This is a genomic window from Aeromicrobium sp. SP1 (assembly GCF_055663785.1).
The window spans coordinates 65,415-88,679 of sequence record NZ_JBQVVK010000001.1 but is presented as its reverse complement, the minus strand read 5'-3'; the positions used below and the strand labels follow the sequence as shown (position 1 = coordinate 88,679).

At 71.0% G+C, this 23,265-nt stretch carries 21 protein-coding genes; 13 read left to right on the top strand and 8 right to left on the bottom strand.

The window, feature by feature from the left end; genetic code table 11:
- Window positions 1-14 precede the first annotated feature (14 nt).
- From ACT26F_RS00395 to ACT26F_RS00385, 3 genes are read right to left on the bottom strand one after another with little or no spacing between them, the layout of a single operon-like run.
- A complete protein-coding gene (locus tag ACT26F_RS00395; RefSeq protein WP_471668490.1) occupies window positions 15-1,001 on the bottom strand; it encodes an adenylate/guanylate cyclase domain-containing protein in 987 nt (328 codons plus the stop codon).
- Window positions 988-1,500: a PH domain-containing protein gene (locus ACT26F_RS00390; RefSeq protein ID WP_471668489.1), complete on the bottom strand. Its 513-nt coding sequence runs from the start codon at window positions 1,498-1,500 to the stop codon at window positions 988-990. Before ACT26F_RS00390 ends, ACT26F_RS00395 begins: the two co-directional genes overlap by 14 nt.
- A 45-nt stretch (window positions 1,501-1,545) precedes the next feature.
- The gene (locus tag ACT26F_RS00385) at window positions 1,546-2,328 is read right to left on the bottom strand and encodes a biotin--[acetyl-CoA-carboxylase] ligase (RefSeq protein ID WP_471668488.1); all 783 of its coding nucleotides are present in this window, start codon (window positions 2,326-2,328) and stop codon (window positions 1,546-1,548) included.
- Between the two features lie 51 nt (window positions 2,329-2,379).
- Between ACT26F_RS00385 and ACT26F_RS00380 the strand changes: the two genes are divergently transcribed.
- The 5 genes from ACT26F_RS00380 to ACT26F_RS00360 are packed head-to-tail and all read left to right on the top strand — an operon-like array spanning window position 2,380 to window position 6,095.
- The gene (locus ACT26F_RS00380) at window positions 2,380-3,984 is read left to right on the top strand and encodes an acyl-CoA carboxylase subunit beta (protein ID WP_471668487.1); all 1,605 of its coding nucleotides are present in this window, start codon (window positions 2,380-2,382) and stop codon (window positions 3,982-3,984) included.
- Entirely contained in the window at window positions 3,981-4,211 is a 231-nt protein-coding gene (locus ACT26F_RS00375; RefSeq protein WP_471668486.1) for an acyl-CoA carboxylase epsilon subunit, read from the top strand. Before ACT26F_RS00380 ends, ACT26F_RS00375 begins: the two co-directional genes overlap by 4 nt.
- Complete coding sequence (locus tag ACT26F_RS00370) at window positions 4,208-4,813, top strand: flavin reductase family protein (RefSeq protein WP_471668485.1); 606 nt, start codon at window positions 4,208-4,210, stop codon at window positions 4,811-4,813. The genes ACT26F_RS00375 and ACT26F_RS00370 overlap by 4 nt, the downstream gene beginning before the upstream one ends.
- A 29-nt stretch (window positions 4,814-4,842) precedes the next feature.
- Window positions 4,843-5,517, top strand: coding sequence for a hypothetical protein (locus ACT26F_RS00365; protein ID WP_471668484.1), 675 nt, complete (start codon window positions 4,843-4,845; stop codon window positions 5,515-5,517).
- On the top strand, window positions 5,514-6,095 hold the full coding sequence (locus tag ACT26F_RS00360; RefSeq protein ID WP_471668483.1) for a Maf family protein: 582 nt from the start codon (window positions 5,514-5,516) through the stop codon (window positions 6,093-6,095). The genes ACT26F_RS00365 and ACT26F_RS00360 overlap by 4 nt, the downstream gene beginning before the upstream one ends.
- A 71-nt stretch (window positions 6,096-6,166) precedes the next feature.
- Here the strand turns inward: ACT26F_RS00360 and ACT26F_RS00355 are convergent, their stop codons facing one another.
- Complete coding sequence (locus ACT26F_RS00355; protein WP_471668482.1) at window positions 6,167-7,102, bottom strand: SPFH domain-containing protein; 936 nt, start codon at window positions 7,100-7,102, stop codon at window positions 6,167-6,169.
- 102 nt (window positions 7,103-7,204) lie between these two features.
- Between ACT26F_RS00355 and ACT26F_RS00350 the strand changes: the two genes are divergently transcribed.
- Window positions 7,205-7,432, top strand: coding sequence for a hypothetical protein (locus ACT26F_RS00350; protein ID WP_471668481.1), 228 nt, complete (start codon window positions 7,205-7,207; stop codon window positions 7,430-7,432).
- A 4-nt stretch (window positions 7,433-7,436) separates the two neighbouring features.
- Here ACT26F_RS00350 and ACT26F_RS00345 read toward each other — a convergent pair whose 3' ends face one another.
- Window positions 7,437-8,603: an acyl-CoA dehydrogenase family protein gene (locus ACT26F_RS00345; protein WP_471668480.1), complete on the bottom strand. Its 1,167-nt coding sequence runs from the start codon at window positions 8,601-8,603 to the stop codon at window positions 7,437-7,439.
- Window positions 8,604-8,722: 119 nt separating this feature from the next.
- On the opposite strand from ACT26F_RS00345, the gene ACT26F_RS00340 reads away from it, so the two are divergent.
- A complete protein-coding gene (locus tag ACT26F_RS00340; RefSeq protein WP_471668479.1) occupies window positions 8,723-10,486 on the top strand; it encodes an acetyl/propionyl/methylcrotonyl-CoA carboxylase subunit alpha in 1,764 nt (587 codons plus the stop codon).
- 290 nt (window positions 10,487-10,776) lie between these two features.
- On the opposite strand, the gene ACT26F_RS00335 is transcribed toward ACT26F_RS00340, so the two are convergent.
- From ACT26F_RS00335 to ACT26F_RS00325, 3 genes are all read right to left on the bottom strand, one after another.
- Window positions 10,777-11,196, bottom strand: coding sequence for a hypothetical protein (locus ACT26F_RS00335; RefSeq protein WP_471668478.1), 420 nt, complete (start codon window positions 11,194-11,196; stop codon window positions 10,777-10,779).
- A 25-nt stretch (window positions 11,197-11,221) separates the two neighbouring features.
- On the bottom strand, window positions 11,222-14,200 hold the full coding sequence (locus ACT26F_RS00330) for a SpoIID/LytB domain-containing protein (RefSeq protein ID WP_471668477.1): 2,979 nt from the start codon (window positions 14,198-14,200) through the stop codon (window positions 11,222-11,224).
- 155 nt (window positions 14,201-14,355) lie between these two features.
- Window positions 14,356-15,726, bottom strand: a complete 1,371-nt coding sequence (locus tag ACT26F_RS00325) for an NAD(P)H-quinone dehydrogenase (protein WP_471668476.1) — start codon at window positions 15,724-15,726, stop codon at window positions 14,356-14,358.
- 99 nt (window positions 15,727-15,825) lie between these two features.
- On the opposite strand from ACT26F_RS00325, the gene ACT26F_RS00320 reads away from it, so the two are divergent.
- The 6 genes from ACT26F_RS00320 to ACT26F_RS00295 are packed head-to-tail and all read left to right on the top strand — an operon-like array spanning window position 15,826 to window position 23,017.
- On the top strand, window positions 15,826-17,220 hold the full coding sequence (locus tag ACT26F_RS00320; protein WP_471668475.1) for an FAD-dependent oxidoreductase: 1,395 nt from the start codon (window positions 15,826-15,828) through the stop codon (window positions 17,218-17,220).
- On the top strand, window positions 17,217-18,422 hold the full coding sequence (locus ACT26F_RS00315) for a CaiB/BaiF CoA transferase family protein (RefSeq protein WP_471668474.1): 1,206 nt from the start codon (window positions 17,217-17,219) through the stop codon (window positions 18,420-18,422). The genes ACT26F_RS00320 and ACT26F_RS00315 overlap by 4 nt, the downstream gene beginning before the upstream one ends.
- An 11-nt stretch (window positions 18,423-18,433) precedes the next feature.
- The gene (locus ACT26F_RS00310) at window positions 18,434-19,279 is read left to right on the top strand and encodes a cyclase family protein (RefSeq protein ID WP_471668473.1); all 846 of its coding nucleotides are present in this window, start codon (window positions 18,434-18,436) and stop codon (window positions 19,277-19,279) included.
- Window positions 19,276-20,736: an MmgE/PrpD family protein gene (locus ACT26F_RS00305; protein WP_471668472.1), complete on the top strand. Its 1,461-nt coding sequence runs from the start codon at window positions 19,276-19,278 to the stop codon at window positions 20,734-20,736. The genes ACT26F_RS00310 and ACT26F_RS00305 overlap by 4 nt, the downstream gene beginning before the upstream one ends.
- On the top strand, window positions 20,733-22,199 hold the full coding sequence (locus ACT26F_RS00300) for a dihydroorotase (protein WP_471668471.1): 1,467 nt from the start codon (window positions 20,733-20,735) through the stop codon (window positions 22,197-22,199). Before ACT26F_RS00305 ends, ACT26F_RS00300 begins: the two co-directional genes overlap by 4 nt.
- 17 nt (window positions 22,200-22,216) lie before the next feature.
- Complete coding sequence (locus ACT26F_RS00295; RefSeq protein WP_471668470.1) at window positions 22,217-23,017, top strand: SDR family oxidoreductase; 801 nt, start codon at window positions 22,217-22,219, stop codon at window positions 23,015-23,017.
- The last annotated feature ends 248 nt before the right edge of the window (window positions 23,018-23,265 follow it).

Genomic DNA, 23,265 nt, shown 5'->3' with positions numbered 1-23,265 from the left:
AATCGGACGATGACTCAGCGGGCGCGGTAGCTGCGCCGCTCCGAGACCGTGATCGGGGCGAGGTGGCCGAAGCCCTTGATGGGCCGCGGCGGCAGGCTGCGGGTCTCGAACTGGTCGCCGAGCGCCTGGGCGGTGGTCTCGTCGACGAGCACGCGATTGGCGCGCGCGACCTGCGAGAGCCGGGCGGCGAGGTTCACGGGCGGGCCGAAGACGTCGCCGAGCCGGCTCAGCACCGACCCGGTGGCCAGGCCGACCCGCACGTCGGGCAGCTTCGGCCGGGCGCCGATGCCGGAGATCACGTCGAGGGCGATCCTGGTCGCCGCGATCGGATCGGGGTGGACGAACAGCATCGCGTCGCCGAGCGTCTTGATGACGCGCGCACCGGCGGCCGTAATGATGTCGCCGCAACGGGTCTCGAACTCCTCGACGACGGAGGCGAGGGCGTCGTCGTCGAGCCGGTTCGACAGCGCCGTGAACCGGGTCATGTCGGCGAACCCGACGGTCATGTCGGTCGACAGCAGGGCCTGGTCGTTCGCGCCCAGCGCGGTGAGCCGCGCGGCCGCGGCCGCGAGATGGCGTCGCCACACGTGGACCATGAGGCGCTCGAAGCCGGGGACCGCCGACGAGGCGAGCTCGAGCGCGGCGCCGGCGCGGCTCTCGGACTTGCCGCGCACGATGTCGGCTTCGAGCTGGTCGACGAGGATCGTGACCTGCCAGTCGGCCAGCCGCGACATCGTCTGACCGAGCGCGCGCGTCAGCCGGAAGACGGTCGACTCGTCGAGGATCTGGTGCTCCATCGCGGTGGCCACGATCGCGACGGCCGAGACGTCGGCGTCGCCGAAGGCCGGCTCCGTGCCGGGGTCGGGAAAGCCGAGGTTGCGCCACAGCCGGGTCGCCTGGTCGAGCGTGAGGCCGCCGCGCTCGGCAGTCTCGGCGTTCGTGTAGTGCAGCTGCTCGGCGAGGATGACGTCGACGAGCTCCTGCTCCTCAGGACTGTTCATCGCGCCTCGCCTCGGGAGCATGCGCGTCCAGCACGAGCCGCGAGACCCGCCGGTGCACGTCCTCGATCCGCGGGATGTCCTTCAGCTGCAGGCCGGACTGCTGGCTCGCGTCGTGGATGATCAGCGTGCCGCACCGCAGGATCCGGTCGATCACGCTCTTCTCGTAGGAGACGTCGTTGATGCGCGCGAGCGGGATGATCCGGCCGCTGCGCGAGAGGATCCCCTTCTGCTCGATGAGCCGGCGGTTCGTCAGCGTGTAGGTCCAGGTCAGCCAGCGCAGGAACGGCAGCACCGTGACCCACGCGAACAGCACGACGAGCACGATGATCCCGACGAGCCGGGGCGTGCCGCCACCGCTGTCCCCGACGAGCCCGACGTAGTACCCCGCGACGAGCATGAGCCCGAGCCCGAGCAGGAACGGGACGATGAGGGCCTTGACGTGGGTGCGGGTCTCGGTCTCGACGACCTCGTCATCGAGGAGCAGCTTCTCCGACAGCATGGGCTCAGTTTCCCACGCTCGGCCAGCGGGCGAGGCCGTCGCGGCTCATTGCGGCCTCAGGTGCGTCACGTCGCCCGCCGACCATGCGACGCCGTCGACGACGAGGCAGCCCGATTCGTCCACGCCGGTCGCCGTGCCGTCGACGTGGGAGCCGTCGGCACGCTCTATCCGCACGCGTCGGCCGAGGGTCGAGCAGGCCGCGGCGTAGGCGGCGGCGAGCTCGTCCGCCCGGGCCGGGTCGCGCCACACGAGGACGCGCTCGCGCAGGCACGAGAGCAGGGTGGCGAGCAGCTCGGTCCGGTCGGTCGTCGTGGCGCCCTCGAGCAGCAGCGAGGTCGCCCGCTCGACGGGCAGCTCCTCGGCGGTGAGGGCGACGTTCAGGCCGATGCCGATCACCGCCGCCGCGCCCGTCGGGGTCTCGACGCGTTCGACGAGGATCCCGCACAGCTTCCGCCGATCGTCGACGAGCGCGTCGTTGGGCCACTTGAGTGCCACCTCGACGCCGACCGAGCGCACGGTGTCGACGACCGCGAGGCCCGCGACGAGCGGCAGCCACGGCCAGCGGACCGGCGGCACCTCAACGGGACGCACGAGCGTCGAGACGGCGATCCCGGTGAGCGGGGGCATCGTGAACGTGCGGTCGAGCCGGCCGCGGCCGGCGGCCTGGTGGTCGGTGGTGTGGACGGTCCATTCCGGCGCCCCGGCGCGGGCCGCCGCGGCGAGGTCGGCATTCGTGCTGGCGGTCTCGTCCGTCACGAGCACCTCGAAGCCCGGCGCGAGGTCGTGCAGGCGTCGGCCGTCGATCGGTGCGCGGGGTCGCTCGTCCACGGCCCCACCTTGGCACAGGAGGCCGATCGGGCCCCGGCTATGGTGTCTGCCATGACCGACGCCCTGCCCGACACCCCGCTGGAGGAGCGCCCCGACCTCCACACCACGGCCGGCAAGCTCGCCGAGTACGAGCGCCGTCACCACGAGGCCACCGTCGACGTGGCCGAGCGGGCCGCGGAGAAGCAGCACAAGCGGGACCGCCAGAGCGCCCGCGAGCGCATCGAGCACCTGCTGGACGAGGGCTCGTTCGTCGAGCTGGACGCGCTGGCCCGCCACCGTGCGACCGCCTTCGGACTCGACAAGAACCGTCCGCTCGGCGACGGCGTGATCACCGGCTACGGCACGATCGACGGCCGCCAGGTGTGCGTCTTCAGCCAGGACTTCAGCATCTTCGGCGGCAGCCTCGGCGAGGTCTACGGCGAGAAGATCACCAAGGTCATGGACCTGGCGATCAAGTCCGGCTGCCCCATCATCGGCATCAACGAGGGCGCCGGCGCGCGCATCCAGGAGGGCGTCGTCTCGCTCGGCCTGTACGGCGAGATCTTCCGCCGCAACGTGCACGCCTCGGGCGTCATCCCGCAGATCAGCCTCATCATGGGCAACTGCGCCGGCGGCCACGTCTACTCCCCCGCCGTCACCGACTTCACGATCATGGTCGACGGCACGTCGGGCATGTTCATCACCGGACCGGACATCATCAAGACGGTCACCGGCGAGGACGTCACGATGGAGGAGCTCGGCGGCGGTCGCACCCACAACACCAAGAGCGGCAACGCCCACTACCTCGCAGCCGACGAGGAGGACGCCCTCGAGTACGTCAAGGCGCTCATCTCCTACCTGCCGCAGAACAACCTCGAGGAGCCCGAGCGCTGGCCCGAGGAGGCCGATCTGGAGGTCAGCGACCTCGATCTGTCGCTCGACACGCTGATCCCGGACTCGGCGAACCAGCCGTACGACATCCGCACCGTGATCGAGGCGATCGTCGACGACCAGGACTTCCTCGAGGTCCAGCCGCTGTTCGCCCCGAACCTCGTGATCGGCTTCGGCCGCGTCGAGGGTCGCAGCGTCGGCGTCGTCGCGAACCAGCCGATGCAGTTCGCCGGCTGCCTGGACATCGACGCCTCGGAGAAGGCCGCGCGGTTCGTCCGCACGTGCGACGCGTTCAACATCCCGGTGCTGACGTTCGTCGACGTGCCCGGCTTCCTGCCCGGCACCGACCAGGAGTGGAACGGCATCATCCGCCGTGGCGCCAAGCTGATCTACGCCTACGCCGAGGCCACCGTCCCGCTCGTCACGATCATCACGCGCAAGGCCTACGGCGGCGCGTACGACGTCATGGGCTCCAAGCACCTCGGTGCCGACGTGAACCTGTCGTGGCCCACCGGACAGATCGCCGTCGTCGGCGCGTCCGGCGCGGTCAACATCCTCTACCGCCGCGAGATCGCCGCCGCCGAGGACCCGGACGCCCTGCGCGCCGAGCTGATGACCGAGTACGAGGACACGCTCTGCAACCCGTACATCGCGGCCGAGCGCGGCTACATCGACGGGGTCATCAAGCCGAGCCAGACCCGCGCCGAGGTCGTCAAGGCGCTGCGGCTGCTGGCCAACAAGCGCGAGTCCCTGCCGCCGAAGAAGCACGGGAACATCCCGCTGTGAGTGAGAACGAGGAGACCCCGGCGCCCGCAGCCCCGCTGCTGCGGGTCGTCAAGGGTGACCCGACTCCCGAGGAGCTGGCCGCGCTCGTCGCGGTCGTCGCCGCTCGGCAGGCGGCCGCCGCTCCGGCGGAGGCGCCGAAGCCGCGCAGCGAGTGGGGTCACCCCGTCCGCCAGCACCGCGGGCCGCACCGGGTCGGTCCCGGGCAGTGGCGCGCGTCGGCCTGGTGACGGACTTCCACTTCTACGAGCCGGCCCGCGGGCACGGCCTGGCGCACGATCCCTTCAACGCGGTGGTCGCGCCGCGTCCGATCGGCTGGATGGGCACGCGCTCTGCCGACGGCGTGGCCAATCTCGCGCCGTACTCCTTCTTCAACGCGTTCAACTACGTGCCGCCGATCATCGGCTTCTCGAGCGTGGGCTCGCGCGACAGCCTCGCGAACGTCGAGGCGACCGGCGAGTTCACGTGGAACCTCGTGACCCGGACCCTGCTCGAGCGCATGAACGCCACGTCGACGCGCGCCGACGTGGACGAGTTCGGTGTGGCCGGACTGACTGCCGTGCCGGGCTCCGTCGTCGGGGCGCCGCGCGTCGGTGAGTCGCCCGCGTCGATGGAGTGCCGGCTCATCCGCACGGTGCCGCTGACGTCCGCCGCGGGCGAGCCGACCCCCGCGACCCTCGTGCTCGGCGAGGTCGTCGGCGTGCACCTGTCGACGGAGTTCCTCGCGGACGGGGTCTGGGACACCGCCGCGGCCGACCCCGTCCTGCGCGCCGGCGGACCCACCGCGTACTTCGGTCTCGGCGAGCGGTTCGACCTGCACCGCCCCTCCTGACGTCCGCTCGATCGTGGCAGGATCGGCGCATGACCCTGCAGCACCTGAGCGACGTGGGCGCTGCGGACTGGTTCGTCGACGCCGACGTGCCGTGGGGCGTACTCGCCCGCCAGGGACCGCCGGGGTTCGAGGCCTACGCGACAGTGTGGCTCGACGTCGAGGACGTGGCACTCTTCCGCGAGGACGAGATCATGGAGTACGTCGTCCGTCTCGCCGCCGTGCACACCACCACCCCCGAGTCGGCGTACTTCGGGCTCTGGGACGGCTGGGGCGATCTGGGCGGCGGCCGCGTGTCCTTCGTCGTGGCGGGCCATGACTCGGGTCCGTCGCGTGGCGGTCAGAGCCCACCGATCTCGGAGTCGTATCCCACCAAGCTGCCTCCGGCGTTCGATGCCGGGATCGTCAGGGGGCCCAAGGCCGACCTGCGCGGCGTGCGGGCCTACCTGATGTTCCACGGCCCGTTGTCCGATGTCGGCATCTGGGGCCAGAGGCAGATGCCGGCCGGCCTGCCTAGCGAACTGCCGCCAGCGGCGATCACGTGGCCGGCGGACAGGGCCTGGTTCATCGCCTCGGACGTCGACCCCTCATGGTTGTGCATCGGCGGCACCCGGGCCCTCATCGAGGCCGTCCTCGCCGACCCGGAGCTCACTGCCGAGCCCGCGATCCACGGCGACCCGCCTCCCGACGAAGGCGAGAACCGATGAGACTCGTCCTGGCCTCCCAGTCCCCCGCCCGACTCGCCACCTTGCGCTCGGCGGGGCTCGATCCCGAGGTCGTGGTGTCCGGCGTCGACGAGGACGGGGTCGTCGCGGACTCCCCGGCCGACCTCGTGGTCGAGCTGGCGCGGTTGAAGTGTCGGGCGGTCGCGGTCGACCAGCGTGACGCGCTCGTGCTGGGATGCGACTCCGTCCTGGAGTTCGACGGACAGGTCCTGGGCAAGCCGCACGATCCCGAGGTGGCTCGCGCGCGCTGGCACGCGATGCGCGGCAACGCCGGGGTGCTGCACACGGGTCACTGCCTGCGACTGGGCGACGACGAGGTCGTGCGCCACGCCGCCACCCGCGTGCACTTCGCGCTGCTCGACGACGCCGAGATCGACGCCTACGTCGCGAGCGGTGAGCCGCTGCAGGTGGCCGGCGCGTTCACGATCGACGGCCTCGGCGCCGCGTTCATCACCCGGATCGACGGCGACCACCACAACGTCGTCGGCGTCAGCGTGCCGGTCGTGCGCGAACTCGTGCGCGACCTCGGCCTGGCCTGGCCCGACCTGTGGGCCCGGTGAGCCGCTGGCAGTGACGTTCGAGGGCAGTTCCTGGCGAAAAGTGCCCTCGAACGTCACTGCCAGCGCTCAGGTCAGCCCTTCGCGGCGCTGGCCTGCGGCAGGACGACGCTCGTGCCCGAGCCGTTCGGCCAGCACGAGAAGCCGATCGGCACCTGCTGGTCCGACTTGACCATCTCCTCGAGGGCGTCGAGGCACTTGCTCACGAGCACGTTCGGGTCCTTCGAGACCGACCCGGCCAGGTTCTTGTTCGCCTGCGCCTGGGCCGCGGCGGTCGCCTCGCGCTGTTGGGCGATCCGGGTGTTCGCGACCTCGGCCTGGTAGGCGTTGATCTTCTCCTGCGTCTGGGAGTCGAAGCGGATGATCGGCAGGATCACGCTCAGCACCTCGACGTCCTCGCCCACGCGCCGCGCCAGCGCCTCCTGGACCTGCTGCGAGTACGCGTTGAGGTCGATGCCGGCGGAGGTCGTGGTGCCGTCGTCACTCACCCCCGCCTTGACCGACGCGAGCGGGTCGTAGTCGCCGAGCACCTCGTTGAGGGCGGCCTTGAGCTCACGCGTGACCAGCGAGTCGCGGATGTTCTCCATCTGCCGGTAGTCCTGGTACAGCTCCTTGCCGGCGTCCAGCTTGATCCGCCAGCGGATCGTGGCGTCGACCCCGGCCGTCGAGCCGTTGCCGATGCGGACGTCGATCGCCTGGTCCTCGCCGGTGAAGTTGTCGGTCTGGATCGTCCCGTCGAGCTTGTTGACCTCCTGCCACGGCGCCTTGAGATGCAGGCCGTTGGACAGCACCTTGATCGGGCGGCCGAACGACGTCACGACGCCGATCTCCCGGGTGGGCACGATCGCGGTCATCGACAGCACCGCCACGAGGAGCGTGAGGACCCCCAGACCGACGGCTGTCCACGTCGCCGGGGCGGACGGCTTTCCGGAGGCACGCAGGCGTCCGGCGACGACGATGGCCGCCACGACCCCGAGTACGAGGACGACGAGCAGGAACAACGAGAACATCGGCAAACCTTCCCGAGACGACCGACGTGCGGAAGCTGCACCCTAGCGGATGGAATCGGCGTGTCCACGGGATGTGGAGATGCGTGGGACAATGGAGTCATCATGGCCAGCACATCGCGTCCGCGACGCACCTTCGCGAGCAGCCCGTTTCCCGTCCCCCCGCAGATCGTGGACGAGGTCTACGAGGTCGGTTCGCGGGTCAGTCACGACACGTTCGGCGTCGGCCGTGTCCTCAGCGTCCAGGGCACGACGTCGGCCCAGGTGGACTTCGGTCAGGGCGCCGTCCCGCGCCACGTGCCGCTGCCCTGCCGTCAGATGACGGCCCTCTGACCGGCTACTCCACCGGCAGCCCGAGCGAGCGCGCGATGAGCATGCGCTGGACCTCGCTCGTGCCCTCCCCGATCTCGAGGATCTTCGCGTCGCGGTAGAACCGCGCGACGGGATACTCCTCCATGAAGCCGTAGCCGCCGAACACCTGCGTGGCCACGCGGGTCGCCGTCACGGCGGCCTCGGACGTGTAGAGCTTCGCGACGGACGCCGCCTGCTTGAAGGCGGCGCCGGTGACGCCGGCGTCCTTCATCGCGGCGGCGCGGTAGGTCAGCATGCGTGACGCGTCGGCCATCACCTTGAGGTCGGCGAGCTGGAACGCGACCCCCTGCTTGCGACCGATCGGACCGCCGAACGTCTGCCGCTCGTTCGCGTACTTCAGGCTCTCGGCCAGGCAGGCCTCGATCAGGCCGAGGGCGAGCGCCGAGATCGCGACCCGGCCGTCGTCGAGGGTGGCGAGGAACTGGGCGTAGCCGCGGCCCCGCTCGCCGAGCAGGTGGTCGGCAGGAACCCGCGCACCGGTGAAGGTCAGCGGATGGGTGTCGCTGATGTGCCAGCCGAGCTTGTCGTAGGCAGGCTCGGCGACGAACCCGGGAGTTCCGGCCGGCATCATGATCGCGGAGATCTCGGGACGGCCGTCGGCTCGCGTGCCGGTGCGGGCGGTCACCGTGACGAGCGACGTGATCTCGCTGCCGGAGTTCGTGATGAACTGCTTCGCGCCGTCGACGACCCACTCGTCGCCGTCGAGGACCGCCTTCGTGGCGGTCGCCCCGGCGTCGGATCCGGCACCCGGCTCGGTGAGGCCGAAGCCGGCGAGTGCGCGGCCGGCGACCAGGTCGGGCAGCCAGGCCTGCTTCTGCTCGGGCGTGCCGAACGTCTGGATCGGGTTGATGCCCAGGCCCACCCCGGCCTCGAGCGTGATCCCCATCGACTGGTCGACCCGGCCGAGCTCCTCGATCGCGACGCACAGGCTCGTGAAGTCGCCTCCCGCCCCGCCGAACTCCTCCGGCGCCGTGAGGCCGAACAGTCCGAGGTCGCCCATCTCGCGCACCACGTCCACCGGGAAGTGGTGGTCCTTGTCCCACTGCGCGACGTGCGGCGCGATGCGCTCGGCCGCGAACGCCCGCACGGTCTGCCTGAAGTCCTCGTGGTCACGCGACAGCTCGAAGTCCATGCCGACAGGTTAACACCCATTAACCTCGGGATGGGTGGCGGCGTTGCGAGGGCGGCGCATGGGTCCGCGAACGGCTCCCCTAGACTCGCGAGAGCAATCGGACGCGAGGAGTCGTTGTTGTGAGCAAGCCCCTGCAGAAGGTCCTGATCGCCAATCGTGGCGAGATCGCCGTGCGCGTCATCCGCGCCGCGAAGGACGCCGGCATCGCCAGCGTGGCGGTCTACGCCGAGCCCGACCGGGATGCACTGTTCGTCCGGCTGGCCGACGAGGCCTACTCGCTGGAGGGTTCGACCCCGGGCGACTCCTACCTCGACGTGCAGAAGATCCTCGCGGTCGCCGCGCGCGCCGGTGCCGACAGCGTGCACCCCGGCTACGGCTTCCTGTCCGAGAACGCCGGGTTCGCCCAGGCCGTGATCGACGCCGGGCTGATCTGGATCGGCCCGCCGCCGGCCGCGATCGACGCGCTGGGCGACAAGGCCAAGGCCAAGCAGATCGCCCTGGCCGCCGGTGCCCCGCTCGCGCCGGGCCTGAAGGACGCCGTCAAGGACGCCGACGAGATCGTCGCGTTCGCCAAGGAGAACGGTCTGCCCGTCGCGATCAAGGCCGTCTTCGGCGGCGGTGGTCGTGGCCTCAAGGTCGCCACGACGCTCGAGGAGATCCCCGAGCTGTACGACTCGGCCGTCCGCGAGGCGGTCACGGCGTTCGGTCGCGGCGAGTGCCTCGTCGAGAAGTTCCTGCTGAAGCCGCGCCACGTCGAGACCCAGTGCCTGGCCGACCAGCACGGCAACGTCGTCGTGGTCTCCACGCGCGACTGCTCGCTGCAGCGTCGCCACCAGAAGCTCGTCGAGGAGGCGCCCGCGCCGTTCCTGTCCGACGACCAGATCGAGCGGCTCTACTCCTCGTCGAAGGCGATCCTGAGGGAGGCCGGCTACGTCGGCGCCGGCACGTGCGAGTTCCTCGTGGGCATCGACGGCACGATCAGCTTCCTCGAGGTCAACACCCGCCTGCAGGTCGAGCACCCGGTCTCCGAGGAGGTCGCCGGTGTCGACCTCGTCCGCGAGATGTTCCGCATCGCCGCCGGCGAGGAGCTCGGCTACGACGACCCCGCGCTGCGCGGCCACTCGATCGAGTTCCGCATCAATGCCGAGGACGGCGGCCGCGGCTTCCTGCCCGCGCCCGGCACCCTCACGAAGTGGGAGCCGCCGTCGGGCCCGGGCGTGCGCGTCGACTCCGGCTACGAGGAGGGCGAGACCGTCCCCGGCTCGTTCGACTCCCTCGTCGCCAAGCTGATCGTCACCGGCGCCACCCGCGAGCAGGCGATCGAGCGCTCGCGTCGCGCCCTCGACGAGTTCGTCGTCGACGGCATGCCGACCGTCATCCCGTTCCACCGCTCGGTCCTCGACGACCCCGCGTACAACGCCTCCGGTGGCTCGTTCGACGTCTACACGACGTGGATCGAGACCGACTACGACAACCAGCTCGAGCCGTACCAGGGCTTCGCCGAGACTGACGAGCCCGGCGAGCGTGAGCGGATCACCGTCGAGGTCGGCGGCAAGCGCGTCGAGGTCGTCTTGCCCGGCGGCCTGGGCGCCTCCGCTGCCGCTGCCGGTGGCGCGAAGAAGACCAAGCGCAAGGGCGGCAAGGCCGCCGGTGCCGCCGCCTCGGGCGACTCGCTCACCTCGCCCATGCAGGGCACCGTCGTCAAGCTCGCGGTCGAGGACGGCCAGGAGGTCGCCGAGGGCGATCTCGTCGTCGTGATCGAGGCCATGAAGATGGAGCAGCCGATCAACGCGCACAAGGCCGGCACGATCACCGGTCTGGCCGCCGCCGTCGGCGAGACCGTTGGCGCCGGCGCCGTGCTCTGCGACATCAAGGACGCCTGAGCCTCACCCCGCACGAAGGCCCCGCAGCACCGCTGCGGAGCCTTCGTCGTCCCTCGGCCGTGTGGGGCCGTCGGTTTACCACGGTGCCTTGGTTGTTCGGCTCCTCCCTCGGTGAACTCACCGCGGGAGGAGTGGGTACACCGAGGGCGGACGGACTTGGGACCCGCTCCACCCAGACCACGCACGGTTTGCCGTGGGACCGTGGTAAACCCTCTCCGCCCTCGGTGAGTTCACCACGGGGCGAGACAACGAACCAAGGGACCGTGGTAAACCGACACCACGGCGGGCGCTCAGTCGCCCTGGGTCGCGGCGCGGTCCTCGGGGGAGACGCCGGGGGTGGCGTCGGGGGCGTGGTGGTCGACCTCGCCGAAGGCGACGCCCGCTGCCCAGACGATGAGCGTCACGACGATCCACGAGACCCAGCCGTCGATGTCGAAGCCCTCGTGCGGCACGATCCAGTCGGTCAGGGCGAGGGCGACGAGCGTGAGGGCCAGCCCGCCCGTGATCGTGTAGACGCGCAGCCAGCGCGAGCCCGTGCGCAGGGCCATGGTCCGCAGCACGACGCTCAGCACCGTGAACAGGACGACCGCGGCGACCCACCAGCCGAGGTTCAGGGTGAAGCCCGGGAGCAGCAGCGCCCCGACGCCCAGCGAGACGGCGTTCGCGAGCGCGGCAGTGACGATCGTGACCCAGAGGCGTCGGCTCAGCATGCTCCGATCATCCCATCGAGGATCGTCAGAAGCCGAACCAGTCCGAGCGCAGGCCGAACGCCCACCGGGCATCCGCGCCCGAGATCGTCCTGGTGCCCTTCGAGCCCGTGAGCGTCATCGACGCGACCCGGCCGCCCTGGTCGCCCAGACCGTTGCGCTTCGTGATCGAGATCGACTTCAGCGTGCCGATCGCCGCGTACTTCTTCTGGATCGTCGAGGCGGTGACGGTGATGCTCCACGAGTGGTTCTTGTTGCCGCTCCAGCCGTCCCACGGGTCTGCCACGGGCTTGAGGTACGCGTACGAACCACGGTTCGTGTAGCCGCCCGACGAGCTCGAGAACTGCGTGAGCGCCGGCGCGCCGCCGTAGGTCAGGATCCGGCCCTTCGTGCCGGCGACCGCCTGGTTGGAGCGGCTCGTCTCGGCGGACAGGCCGCCGTAGACCTGGCACGAGGTCGTGTCGCAGATGTCGTACTGCCGCGACGAGCCGAGGTAGCGCGAGGCGTAGGTGCGGGCCGCGACGGCCTGGGCCTTGAGCGCCTCCAGGCTCCAGCTGGACGGCATCTCGCGAGCGACCACGCCCTGCGTGTACTGCTCGAGGCTCAGCACGTTCACGGTGTCGCGCGCGGTCGAGCCCGACGACGGCTTCGCCGACCGCAGTGCGCCACGGTAGGCGCGCGTGCTGCCGTTGGGCAGCACGAGGCTGATCGACGCGGGGCCCTCGAACTGGGCGTTGCCGGAGACGGTCTTGTACGTGTACCAGGTCGAGCCGGCCTTGTAGAGCAGCGAGTTCTTCGCGCGGTTCGACTTCGCGTTGTCGATCGACCACGCGGTGGGCTTGCGGCTGCCGATCGCGGTCGGCAGCGTGACGACGGTGTTCGTGCCGAGGTTGCGGAACCTCAGTCCGCGCGCCGGCCTGACGTACACCGAGTTCGTCGTGTCGCCCGTGATCTGCACGCGGATCGTGGCGGACTTCGAGCCGAGCGTCGTGCCGGGGTAGTACTTCTTGAGGATCGCGTCGTACTTGTAGCCGGCCCGGGCACCGCCCTCGGCGCCGTACTGGCTCATCCCGATGCCGTGACCGTAGCCGTGCCCCTTGAACGTGACCTTGCCGCCCGAGGCGACGCTCACGGCGTTCTTCGCGGTCGCCGGCGGCGCGGTCGTCGGGGCCGGAGTCGGGGTCGGGGTCGCGGTCGCGCCGGCCGCGGCGGTCGCCGCGGTCGGGTACGGCGTGCCGCTGTAGCCGCTCAGCCGCTCGGCCGTCGACGGGTTGATCACGGCGGCCCGGAACAGGTACCGCGTGCCCGGGGTCAGCCCCGTGACCGTCAGCGAGTTCGTGCGCACCGCGTAGTACTTCTTGCCCGTCGACGCGCCGGCCTTGATGATCATGAGCCGGTAGCCCGGGGCGCCGGCCTGCGCGGTCCACCCGATCGTGAGGCTCGACGAGGTCGCCTTCGTCGCCTTGAGGCCCACGGGCGGGGCGAAGGGCTTCGTCGCCACGGTCGTGTAGGGCTTGGGCGAGTAGCCGCTCAGGCGGGCCTTCGTCGTGGGGTTGATGACGGCGACGCGGAACACGTAGGTCGCCTTCGGGACCAGGCCGACGATCGTCGCCGTGGTCGCCTTCGTCACGGAGTAGTACTTCTTCCACGTCGTCCCCGGGCGGAGCACGGCCACGCGGTAGCCGGTCGCGCCGGACACGGCCTTCCAGGTCGCCGTCGCGCTCGTGGTCGACGTCGTGACCGCGAGGCCGGTCGGCGTCGCGAACGAGGTCGGCGCGGGCGTCGGTGCGGGCGCGGGAGCCGGCGCGCCGGCGGCGGACTTGGCCTTCGAGACGTAGACGGCGACGCGGTCGCGCAGGCCGCCGACGGCGTTGATCCAGGAGTACGCGTACTTGCCCGGGCACGCGGTCGACTTGACGTCGCGGTGGCCGTTGATGACCTGGTACTTCTTGCCGCCGGTCGAGTAGGTGCCCTTCGGGTTCGCGCCGAAGTACTTGAGCCGCCAGCCGACGAGCTTGACGACGGCGGTCTTGAGCTCCTCGCTCGGAGCGGCCTTGTCGAAGTTGCCCATCATCGAGATGCCGGTGGCCCACTGGTTCACGGCGTCGACGCCCGAGTGCGCGGCGCGGACCTGGTGCGTGATGCCGCCCTTGCGGCCCTCGAAGACCTGGCCGAAGCGGTCGACGAGGAAGTTGTAGCCGATGTCGCACCAGCCGTGACCCTTGACGTGGTACGTCTGGTAGCTGCGCACGAGGGCGGCGGAGTCGGCCTTGGAGGCCGTGTTGGAGCCGGCGGTGTGGTGGATCACGACACCGAGCGCCTTGGGCCGGGTCGTGGGCGTGTCGCACTTCGTGCCGGCGCCCGCCTTCCACTGCGCGCGCGTGATGATCGTCGGCATCGGGACGACCGAGGGCGTGCCGTCGGAGGTCGCGGTCGCCGTCGTGACGCTGCCCAGGCTCGGGTCGTACACGGCGCTGCTGATCGGCGTGACGACCTCGCCCTTCCCCGGGTCGATCGTCGTGACCTTGACGCCCGTGACGGCGCCCGCGGCGGCCTTCACGTCGACGGCGATGCCGTCGGCGGGAGTATCGGTCCACAACGGCGTCGTCCCCGGGCGACCGTTGTCGAAGTTCTCCTCCTGCTCGAGCGTCTCCCACTCACCCCACGTGCCGTGCGTGCGGACCTGGACGCGGACCGTCACGTCGGTAGCGGAGGACGAGGCGTCCCACGTGACCCCGGCCATCCGGAAGGCCGCGACGGTGGTGCGCTTGACGCTCGCGTCGCCCTGGCCGGCCGGATCGGGCTTCACCGCGGTCTGCTCGACCTCGACCTCGGGTGAGACGGGGGCGGTGGTCGCGGGCTCGGTCTCCGGGGTCGCCGAGGACGGCGGCGGCGAGGTCACGACGTCGGTTCCTGCCGCCTGCGCGGCGGCCGGCACCAGCACGAGCGCGCAGGCGACGGCGCCGGAGGCCAGGCCAATGCTGCAGCGGGTCAGCCAGGAATGCATGGGGGAAGTCCATTCTGGGCGGTGTTACGGCTGTGACTCTTGTGAGCAAACGCATCAGATCACAGATTTTGGGGGCGTTCCAGCGTTTCGGGGCTGACCTGCGAAACCACACGCGTGTGATTACACGGCTGGGGAGCGATATCTCAAGCAGGACTTCAGAGTTGGCGATGCAGCCGCCTGGCGGCCTCGGCGACCGACCCGGACAGCGACGGGTAGACCGTGAAGGCGTCGGCCACGTGGTCGACCGTGAGCGACGCGGACACCGCGACCGAGACGGTGTGGATGAGCTCGCTCGCCTTCGGCCCGACGACCACGCCGCCGATCAGCGTGCCGACGCCCTGGCGCGCGAACAGCTTCACGAATCCGTCGTGCACGCCGAGCATCTTGGCCCGGGGGTTGGCCGCGAGCGGCAGCATCGCCGTGTCGACGAGCAGCCCCTGCTCCTCGATCTGCAGCTGGCTCATGCCGACCGTGGCGATCTCGGGCGACGTGAAGATGTTGCTCGAGACCTTCACGAGGTCGAGCGGGTGCACCGCGTCGCCGAGCAGGTGGGCCATCGCGATGCGCCCCTGCTGCGCGGCGACCGAGGCGAGCATGAACACGCCCGTGCAGTCGCCCGCGGCGTAGATGCCCGGCACGTTGGTGCGCGAGACCTTGTCGACGGGCACGAAGCCGCCGTCGTCGGTCGCGACGCCCGCCGCCTCCAGGCCGATGCCGGTCGTGTTCGGGATCGACCCGAGCGCGAGCAGGCAGTGCGACCCGGTGACGGTGCGGCCGTCGGTCAGGGTCACCACCACCTCGTCGCCGTGACGCTCCACCGAAGCCATGCGCGAGTTGTCCATGACATCCATCCCGCGCCGCGTGAAGACGTCCTCGATGAGGTTCGCGGCATCGGGGTCCTCGCCGGGCAGCACGCGCGACCGGCTGGAGACGAGCGTGACGGCGGCGCCCAGTCCGTTGTAGGCGCTGGCGAACTCGGCGCCCGTGACGCCCGAGCCGACGACGATCATGTGCTCGGGGACCTCGCGCAGGTCGTAGACCTGCTCCCACGTCAGGATGCGCTCGCCGTCCGGCTGCGCGGAGGGCACGACCCTCGGGTGGGCGCCGGTCGCGACCAGGATGCCGTCGGCGGACAGCGTGGTCTCGCCGTCGTCGGTCGTCGCGACCACCGTGTGCGGGTCGACGATGCGTCCGCTGCCCTTCAGCACCGCGACGCCGGCCGCCGCCATGCGGGAGGCGATGTCGTCGGACTGGGCGGCGGCGAGCCGCAGCACGCGCGCGTTCACCGCGGCGAGGTCGGCCTGCACCGACCGCGGGACCTCGACGCCGAGCTCGGCCGACGCGCCCACCTCCGTGAGCAGGTCCGACGTGGCGATGAGGGTCTTGCTGGGAACGCAGTCGGTCAGGACGGTCGAACCGCCGAGACCATCGCGATCGACGATCGTGACGTCGGCCCCGAGTCTGCGCGCGATGAGCGCTGCCTCGTAGCCGCCTGGTCCGCCTCCGATGATCACGACATGGGTCACGGGCCCATTGTCCTCCCTGCGAGGCGGCCCCGGCACCCGCGGCGTGTCATCTGGCGAACTCTTCACCACTTTTCGAAAAGAATAGATAATATATGCTTCATGAAGAGAGAACTTCGTGTCGCCGTCGTCGGAGCCGGACCTGCTGGCATCTATGCCGCGGACATCCTCACCAAGTCCGACGTGGCCGAATCCACCGGCGGTCTCTTCGAGTCCGTCAGCATCGACATCTTCGACGCCGACCCCACGCCGTTCGGTCTGATCCGCTACGGCGTCGCGCCCGATCACCCGCGGATCAAGGAGATCATCAAGGCGCTGCACCGCGTGATGGAGAACGAGTCGATCCGCTTCTTCGGCAACCTCACGGTCGGCCGCGACATCAAGCTCGACCAGCTCCGCACGTACTACGACGCCGTCGTCGTCGCGACCGGCGCCCGCCGTGACCGCGATCTCGACATCCCCGGCATCGACCTGCGCGGCTCCTTCGGCGGCGCCGACTTCGTCGCCTGGTACGACGCCCACCCCGAGGCCCCGCGCGAGTGGGACTTCGACCCCGAGGCCACCTCCGTCGCCGTGCTCGGTGTCGGCAACGTCGGCCTCGACGTCGCCCGGATCCTGGCCAAGACCGCCGACGAGCTGCTCACCACCGAGATCCCCGCCAACGTCCACGCCGGGCTGTCGACGAACCGCGCCACCGACGTGCACGTCTTCGCCCGCCGCGGGCCGGCGCAGGTGAAGTTCTCGCCGATGGAGCTGCGCGAGCTCTCGCACTCCCCCTCGATCGACGTGATCGTCCATCCCGAGGGCTTCGAGTTCGACGAGGGCTCCTACGCGGCATTGGAGAAGTCCAAGGCGCAGAAGCTCGTCGTCAACGTGCTCACCAAGTACCTGGCCAGCGAGCCCTCCGGCGCACCGCACCGGATCCACCTGCACTTCTGCCACGACCCGAAGGAGATCCTCGGCGAGGACGGCAAGGTCGTCGCCCTGCGGACCGAGGTGACCGAGCTCGACGGCACGGGCAACGCCCGCGGCACCGGCGAGTTCGTCGAGTGGCCCGTCGGCGCGGTCTACCGGACGATCGGCTACTACTCCGACGCCATCGCCGACCTGCCCTTCGACGCCGCGGCCGGCGTCATCCCCAACGACGGCGGACACGTCCTCGACCTCGACGGGGGCCCGCTGCCCGGCGTCTACGTCACGGGCTGGATCAAGCGCGGTCCCGTCGGCCTGATCGGTCACACGAAGTCGGACGCCCAGCAGACGATCGGCATGCTCCTGGCCGACGCCGCGACGCTCACCCCGGCCGCCCAGCCGGCCCGTGATGCGGCGGTCGCCTGGCTCGACGGCTGCGGAGTCGACTACACGACGTGGGCGGGCTGGCTCGCACTCGACGAGCACGAGCGGGCCCTCGGCGCCGCCGACGCGCACCCGCGCGAGCGGGTCAAGGTCGTCGAGCGCGCCGAGATGGTCCAGATCGCCGATCGGGCGTCCTCATGACCGAAGGGCCCCTGCACGGGATCCGCGTGCTGGACGCCTCCACCATCCTGGCCGGGCCGCTGGCCTGCCAGATCCTCGGCGACTACGGCGCCGACGTGATCAAGATCGAGCACCCGCGCGGTGACGGCATGCGTGGCCACGGGCCGCGTCACGACGGCACGCCGATCTGGTGGAAGGAGATCTCGCGCAACAAGCAGGCGCTCGGACTGCTCCTGTCCGACCCCGACGGCGCCGACATCTTCAAGGCCCTCGCCCGCGAGGCCGACGTCGTCGTGGAGAACTTCCGCCCCGGCACGCTCGAGCGGTGGGGCCTGGGCCCCGACGTCCTGCACGCCCTCAACCCCGGCCTCGTCATCTGCCGGGTCACGGGATTCGGGCAGGAGGGTCCCTACTCCGCTCGCGCCGGCTTCGGCACGCTCGCCGAGGCGATGAGCGGCTTCGCCCACCTCACGGGTGAGGCCGACGGACCGCCGACGCTGCCGGCCTTCGGCCTCGCCGACTCGATCGCCGGGATCGCCGCGTCGTCGGCGATCTCGATGGCGCTGTTCGACCGCGAGCGCCACGGCGGTCGCGAGGGTGGCGCCGGCCAGGTGATCGACCTCGACCTGCTCTCCCCGATCATGACCGCCGTCGGCCCCGGCCCCAGCGCCTACGCGCTGACCGGTGAGGTCGGACACCGGCACGGGAACCGCTCGACCAACAACGCGCCGCGGAACACGTACCGGACCAAGGACGACGCCTGGGTGGCGGTCTCGACGAGCGCCCAGTCCATCGCCGAGCGCGTCATGCACCTGGTCGGGCACCCCGAGGTGACCCTCGAGCCGTGGTTCGCCGCCGGCGTCACGCGGGCCGCCCACGCCGACGAGCTCGACGCGATGGTCGGCGGCTGGATCGCGGAACGGACGCGCGCCGAGGTCGAGCAGGCCTTCGCCGAGGCCGGAGCCGCCATCGCCCCCGTCTACACCGCGGCCGACCTCGTCGAGGACCCGCACGTCCGCGCGACCGGGATGCTCACCGAGGTCGACGACCCCGACTTCGGCGCGATGGTCCAGCACGGACCGATGTGGCGGATGTCGGCCACCCCCGGCTCGATCCGCTCCACCGGTCGCGACCTGGGCGCCGACACCGACGCCATCCTCGACCACCTCGGCCTGACCCCCGAGGACACCACCGAGCTGCGCACCCGCGGCGTCATCTGCTGAGGAACACCGTCATGACCACCCACGCGACCATCCACGCCACCACCGAGGCACTGCTCGCCGCCGTCGACGCCGGCGTGCGCACCTTCGACCTCGGCCGCACCCTGACCGTCGGCATGCCCCAGTCGCCCAACCATCCGGCGTACTGGCACTCGCTGCCGCGCCGCCACGGCGACATGGTCCGTGCCGACGGCGGCTCGGCGGCCAACGACATGATCACGATGGGCACCCACGTCGGCACCCACGTCGACGCCCTCTCGCACGTGTCCCAGGACGGCAAGCTGTTCGGCGACCTGCCGGTCGAGGACGCGCTCGGCGGCGGCCGCTACGTCGAGCTCGGCGCCCACACGATCGAGCCGATGGTGTGCCGCGGCGTGCTGCTCGACGTGCCCCGAGCCCTCGGCGTCGACCGGCTCGAGGCGGGTCAGGAGATCACCGTCGCCGACCTCGAGACGACCGTCGCGACGCAGGACGTCCAGATCCGCTCCGACGACGTCGTCCTCGTCCGGTCGGGCTGGGGCCAGCACTTCGACGCCGGCGACGGCGACACGTACCGCGGCCTGCAGACCGGAGTTCCCGGGGTCAGCGCGCCGGGCGCCACGTGGCTCGCCGACCACGGCATCCGCGCCACCGGCGCGGACACGATCGCCTACGAGCGCCTCGCGCCCGGATCGGGTCACGGCCTGCTGCCGGCGCACCGCGTGCTGCTGGTCGAGCGCGGGATCTACATCATCGAGGCGATGGACCTGGAGGCGCTCGCCGCCGCGGGTGTCCACGAGTTCCTCTTCGTCCTGTCCCCGCTGAAGTTCTTCGGTGCGACCGGCTCCCCCGTGCGTCCGCTCGCGGTGGTCGGCGCATGAGCACCGAGACCGCGACGACGACCCTCGGCGCCGAGCTCGCTCGGTTCGCGGTGTCCGCCTACGCGGACGGCGTCCCCGACGACGTGGCCGCCAGCGTGCGGGACCGGATCCTGGACGTGCTCGGTCTGTGCGTCGCGGCCCACCGCCTCGAGACGAGCGCGATGATCCTCGACTTCGTCCGCGACCAGGGCGGCCACGCACAGGCCACCGCGGTCGGGATGCCCGGGAAGGTGACGGCGACGCAGGCCGCCCTCGTCAACGGCGTCCTCGCGCACTCCCTCGACTACGACGACACCCACCTGCCCTCCGTGCTGCACCCCAGCGCGAGCGTCATCCCCGCCGCCCTCGCCGCGGCCGAGCACGCCGGCGCCGACGGCGAGCAGCTGGCCCGCGCGATCGCCGTGGGCCTCGAGGTCGCCGTCCGGCTCGGGATGGCCGGGTACGACGCCGACCTCGGCAACTCGGTCTTCTTCGAGCACGGCCAGCACGCCACCTCGATCACCGGGGCGATGGGCGGCGCGGTCGCCGCGTCCCTGCTCTACGGTGCGGACGCCGACGGGGTGCTGCACGCCCTCGGCATCACCGCCTCGATGGCGGCCGGGATCATCGAGGCCAACCGCACCGGTGGCACCGTGAAGCGGCTGCACTGCGGGATCGCCGCCCAGTCCGCCGTCACCGCCGCCCAGCTCGTCCGGCGCGGCTTCACGGGGCCGCCGAGCGTGCTCGAAGGTCGGTTCGGGTTCTTCGAGGCGTGGCTGCACGGACGCTGGTTCCCCGAGGCGATCACCGACGACCTCGGCCAGAGCTGGGCGGTGCCGGGCATCTTCTTCAAGCCCTACCCCGCCAACCACTTCACGCACACCACGGTCGACGCGGGCCGGGCGCTCGCGGCGCGCGGCGTCACCCCCGAGCGCGTCGAGCGGGTGACCGTCGCCGTCGCTACCTCCACCGCGCGCACGATCGGCGAGCCGATCGAGGTCAAGCGGGCTCCCGAGACGGGCTACCAGGCGCAGTTCTCCGGTCCCTACGCCTTCGCCGCCGGGCTGATCGGCGGCGGCGGTCTGGCCACGGGGCTCGACGACTACACCGACGCCCTCGCCCAGGATCCCGTGCGGCGCGCGCTGATGGCCAAGGTCGACGTCGTCGGCGATGCCCGCTGCGACGCCATCTTCCCGCACCAGTTCCCGGCGATCGTCATCGTCACCACGACGGACGGCGAGACGCTCGTCGAGGAGGTGCTGACCAACCGCGGCGGCCCCGCCCGACCGCTCAGCGCCGAGGAGCTCGGCCGCAAGTTCAGCGACAACGTCGCCGGCCGCCTCGACCCCACCGCGATCCACCACCTGCGCGACGGCGTCGCGCACCTCGGCACCGGCGCGGGGACCGGCGGCGACATCGCCGCCCTGCTCGCACCGCTCACCCGCCTCGCCACCTCACCCCAGGGAGACCCGTCATGACCGACCTCGATCTGATCATCACCAACGTCTCGGCCGTGCTGCCCGGGCACGACGAGCCCCAGCCGGTCGACATCGGGATCGCGGGCGGCCGCATCGCGGTGCTCGAGGCCGGACTCGACCCCGCGCGCGCGACCTCGGTCGTCAACGGCGGCGGCAAGGTCGCGTTCCCCGGCGTGGTCGACGGCCACCAGCACTGGGGCATCTACAACCCGCTGCCCGAGGACGTCGCGAGCGAGTCCCGCGCCTGCGCCCAGGGTGGCGTCACGACGTCGCTGTCGTACATGCGCACGGGGCAGTACTACCTCAACAAGGGCGGCGCGTACGCCGACTTCTTCCCCGAGGTGCTCGCCCAGACGGAGGGGCGTGCGGTCGTCGACTACGCCTACCACCTCGCGCCGATGAGCAAGGAGCACATCGAGGAGATCCCGAGCCTCGTGCGCGACCACGGCGTGACGTCGTTCAAGGTGTTCATGTTCTACGGCAGCCACGGGCTGCACGGCCGCAGCGCGGACCAGGCCTCGTTCCTCATGACGCCCGAGGGCGAGCGCTACGACTACGCTCACTTCGAGTTCGTCATGCGCGGCATCCAGAAGGCCCGCGAGGAAAACCCCGAGATCGCCGACCAGATCTCCCTGTCGCTGCACTGCGAGACGGCGGAGATCATGGCCGCCTACACGAAGCTCGTGGAGGAGGACGGCACGCTCAGCGGCCTGCCGGCCTACTCGGCCTCGCGTCCCCCGCACTCCGAGGGCCTGGCCGTGACGATCGCCTCCTACCTCGCGCACGAGACCCAGCTGCCGACGATCAACCTGCTGCACCTGACGAGCCGCAAGGCGGTCGAGGCGGCGCTCACGATGGCGGCGGCGTTCCCGCACATCGACTTCCGCCGCGAGGTCACCGTCGGGCACCTGCTCGCCGACTGCGACACCGCGCCCACGATCGGTGGCAAGGTCAACCCGCCGCTGCGTCCGCGCGAGGACGTCGAAGCGCTGTGGTCGTACGTGCTCGACGGCAAGATCGACTGGGTCGTCAGCGACCACGCCTGCTGCAAGGACGAGATGAAGTTCGGCGACGACCGCGAGGACGTCTTCCTGGCCAAGTCCGGCTTCGGCGGCGCCGAGTACCTGCTCGCGGGCATGGTCAGCGAGGGCACGAAGCGCGGCCTGTCCCTGGGCCGGATCGCGGAGCTGACCGCGACCAACCCGGCGCAGCGGTACGGCCTCGGTGGCCGCAAGGGCGCCATCGCCGTCGGCCTCGACGCGGACCTCGCACTCGTCGACGTCGCACACCCGTGGACCGTGCGTGCGCAGGACTCGGAGTCGACGCAGGAGTACACCCCGTTCGAGGGTGCGGACCTGACCGCCAAGGTCACCGACACGTTCCTGCGCGGCCACGCCGTGATGACCGACGGCGTCGTCGGCGACGGCGAGCCGACCGGCATCTACCTCAAGCGTCCCCTCTGATCGAGAGCGAGAATCCCATGAAGCGTGTCGTCATCACCGGAAGCACCCAGGGCATCGGACATGCCCTGGCGAAGCACTTCCACACCCGGGGCCACGACGTGGTCGTCACCGGCCGCCGGGAGGAGTCCGTGCAGAAGGCGGTCGCCGAGGTGGAGTCCACCGACGGCGGCCGGGTCCTCGGTCGCGTCCTGGACGTCACCGATCCCGCGTCGAGCACGGCGCTGTGGGACTCGGTCACGGCCGAGCTCGGCGGCGTGGACATCTGGATCAACAACGCCGGCGTCGCGCACACGACCGCCGACATCGTGGACACCACCGCGAGCGACGTCGCCGAGATGGTGACCACGAACATGCTCGGGACGATCTACGCCAGCCAGGCCGCCGTGCGCGGGATGACGGCGGCGGGCGGCGGCCAGCTCTTCAACGTGCTCGGCGGCGGCAGCGACGGCAAGATCCGTCCGAAGATGGGCGTCTACGGGTCCACCAAGCGTGGCCTCGACGGCTTCACCGCCGCCCTGGCCAAGGAGGTCGAGGGCACGGGCGTGCGGGTCGGCCAGATCCGCCCCGGCATCCTCATCACCGAGGGCTGGCGGCGCGAGGCTGCGCTCGCTCCCGACCAGGTGAGCAGCCAGCGCAAGATCCTTAACATCCTCGTGGACGAGGTCGACGACGTCGCGCCGTACCTCGTCGACCGGATCCTCGCCAGCAGCAAGAACGGCGACGCGATCGCGTGGCTGACCTCGTGGCGCCTCACGAAGCGCTTCATGACCCCCGGCTACGCGCGCCGGCACGACGTGCTGGGCCGCCACGACCTCTGAGGTCCGCGCCCTGACGTGGGGGCGGTGACTTACGAACCTCCGGATGGCCGGACGGGTACGTAGGTCACCGCCCCTTCTGCGTTGCGGCCCCGGGGGCGGTGACTTAGGTACCTCCGGATGGCCCTGGACGTACGTAACTCACCGCCCACCCCGGCCAGCGGTACGTAACTCACCGCCCTCGCCGAACCGCCCCGGGCGGTGACTTACGAACCTCCGGATGGCCGGACGGGTACGTAGGTCACCGCCCC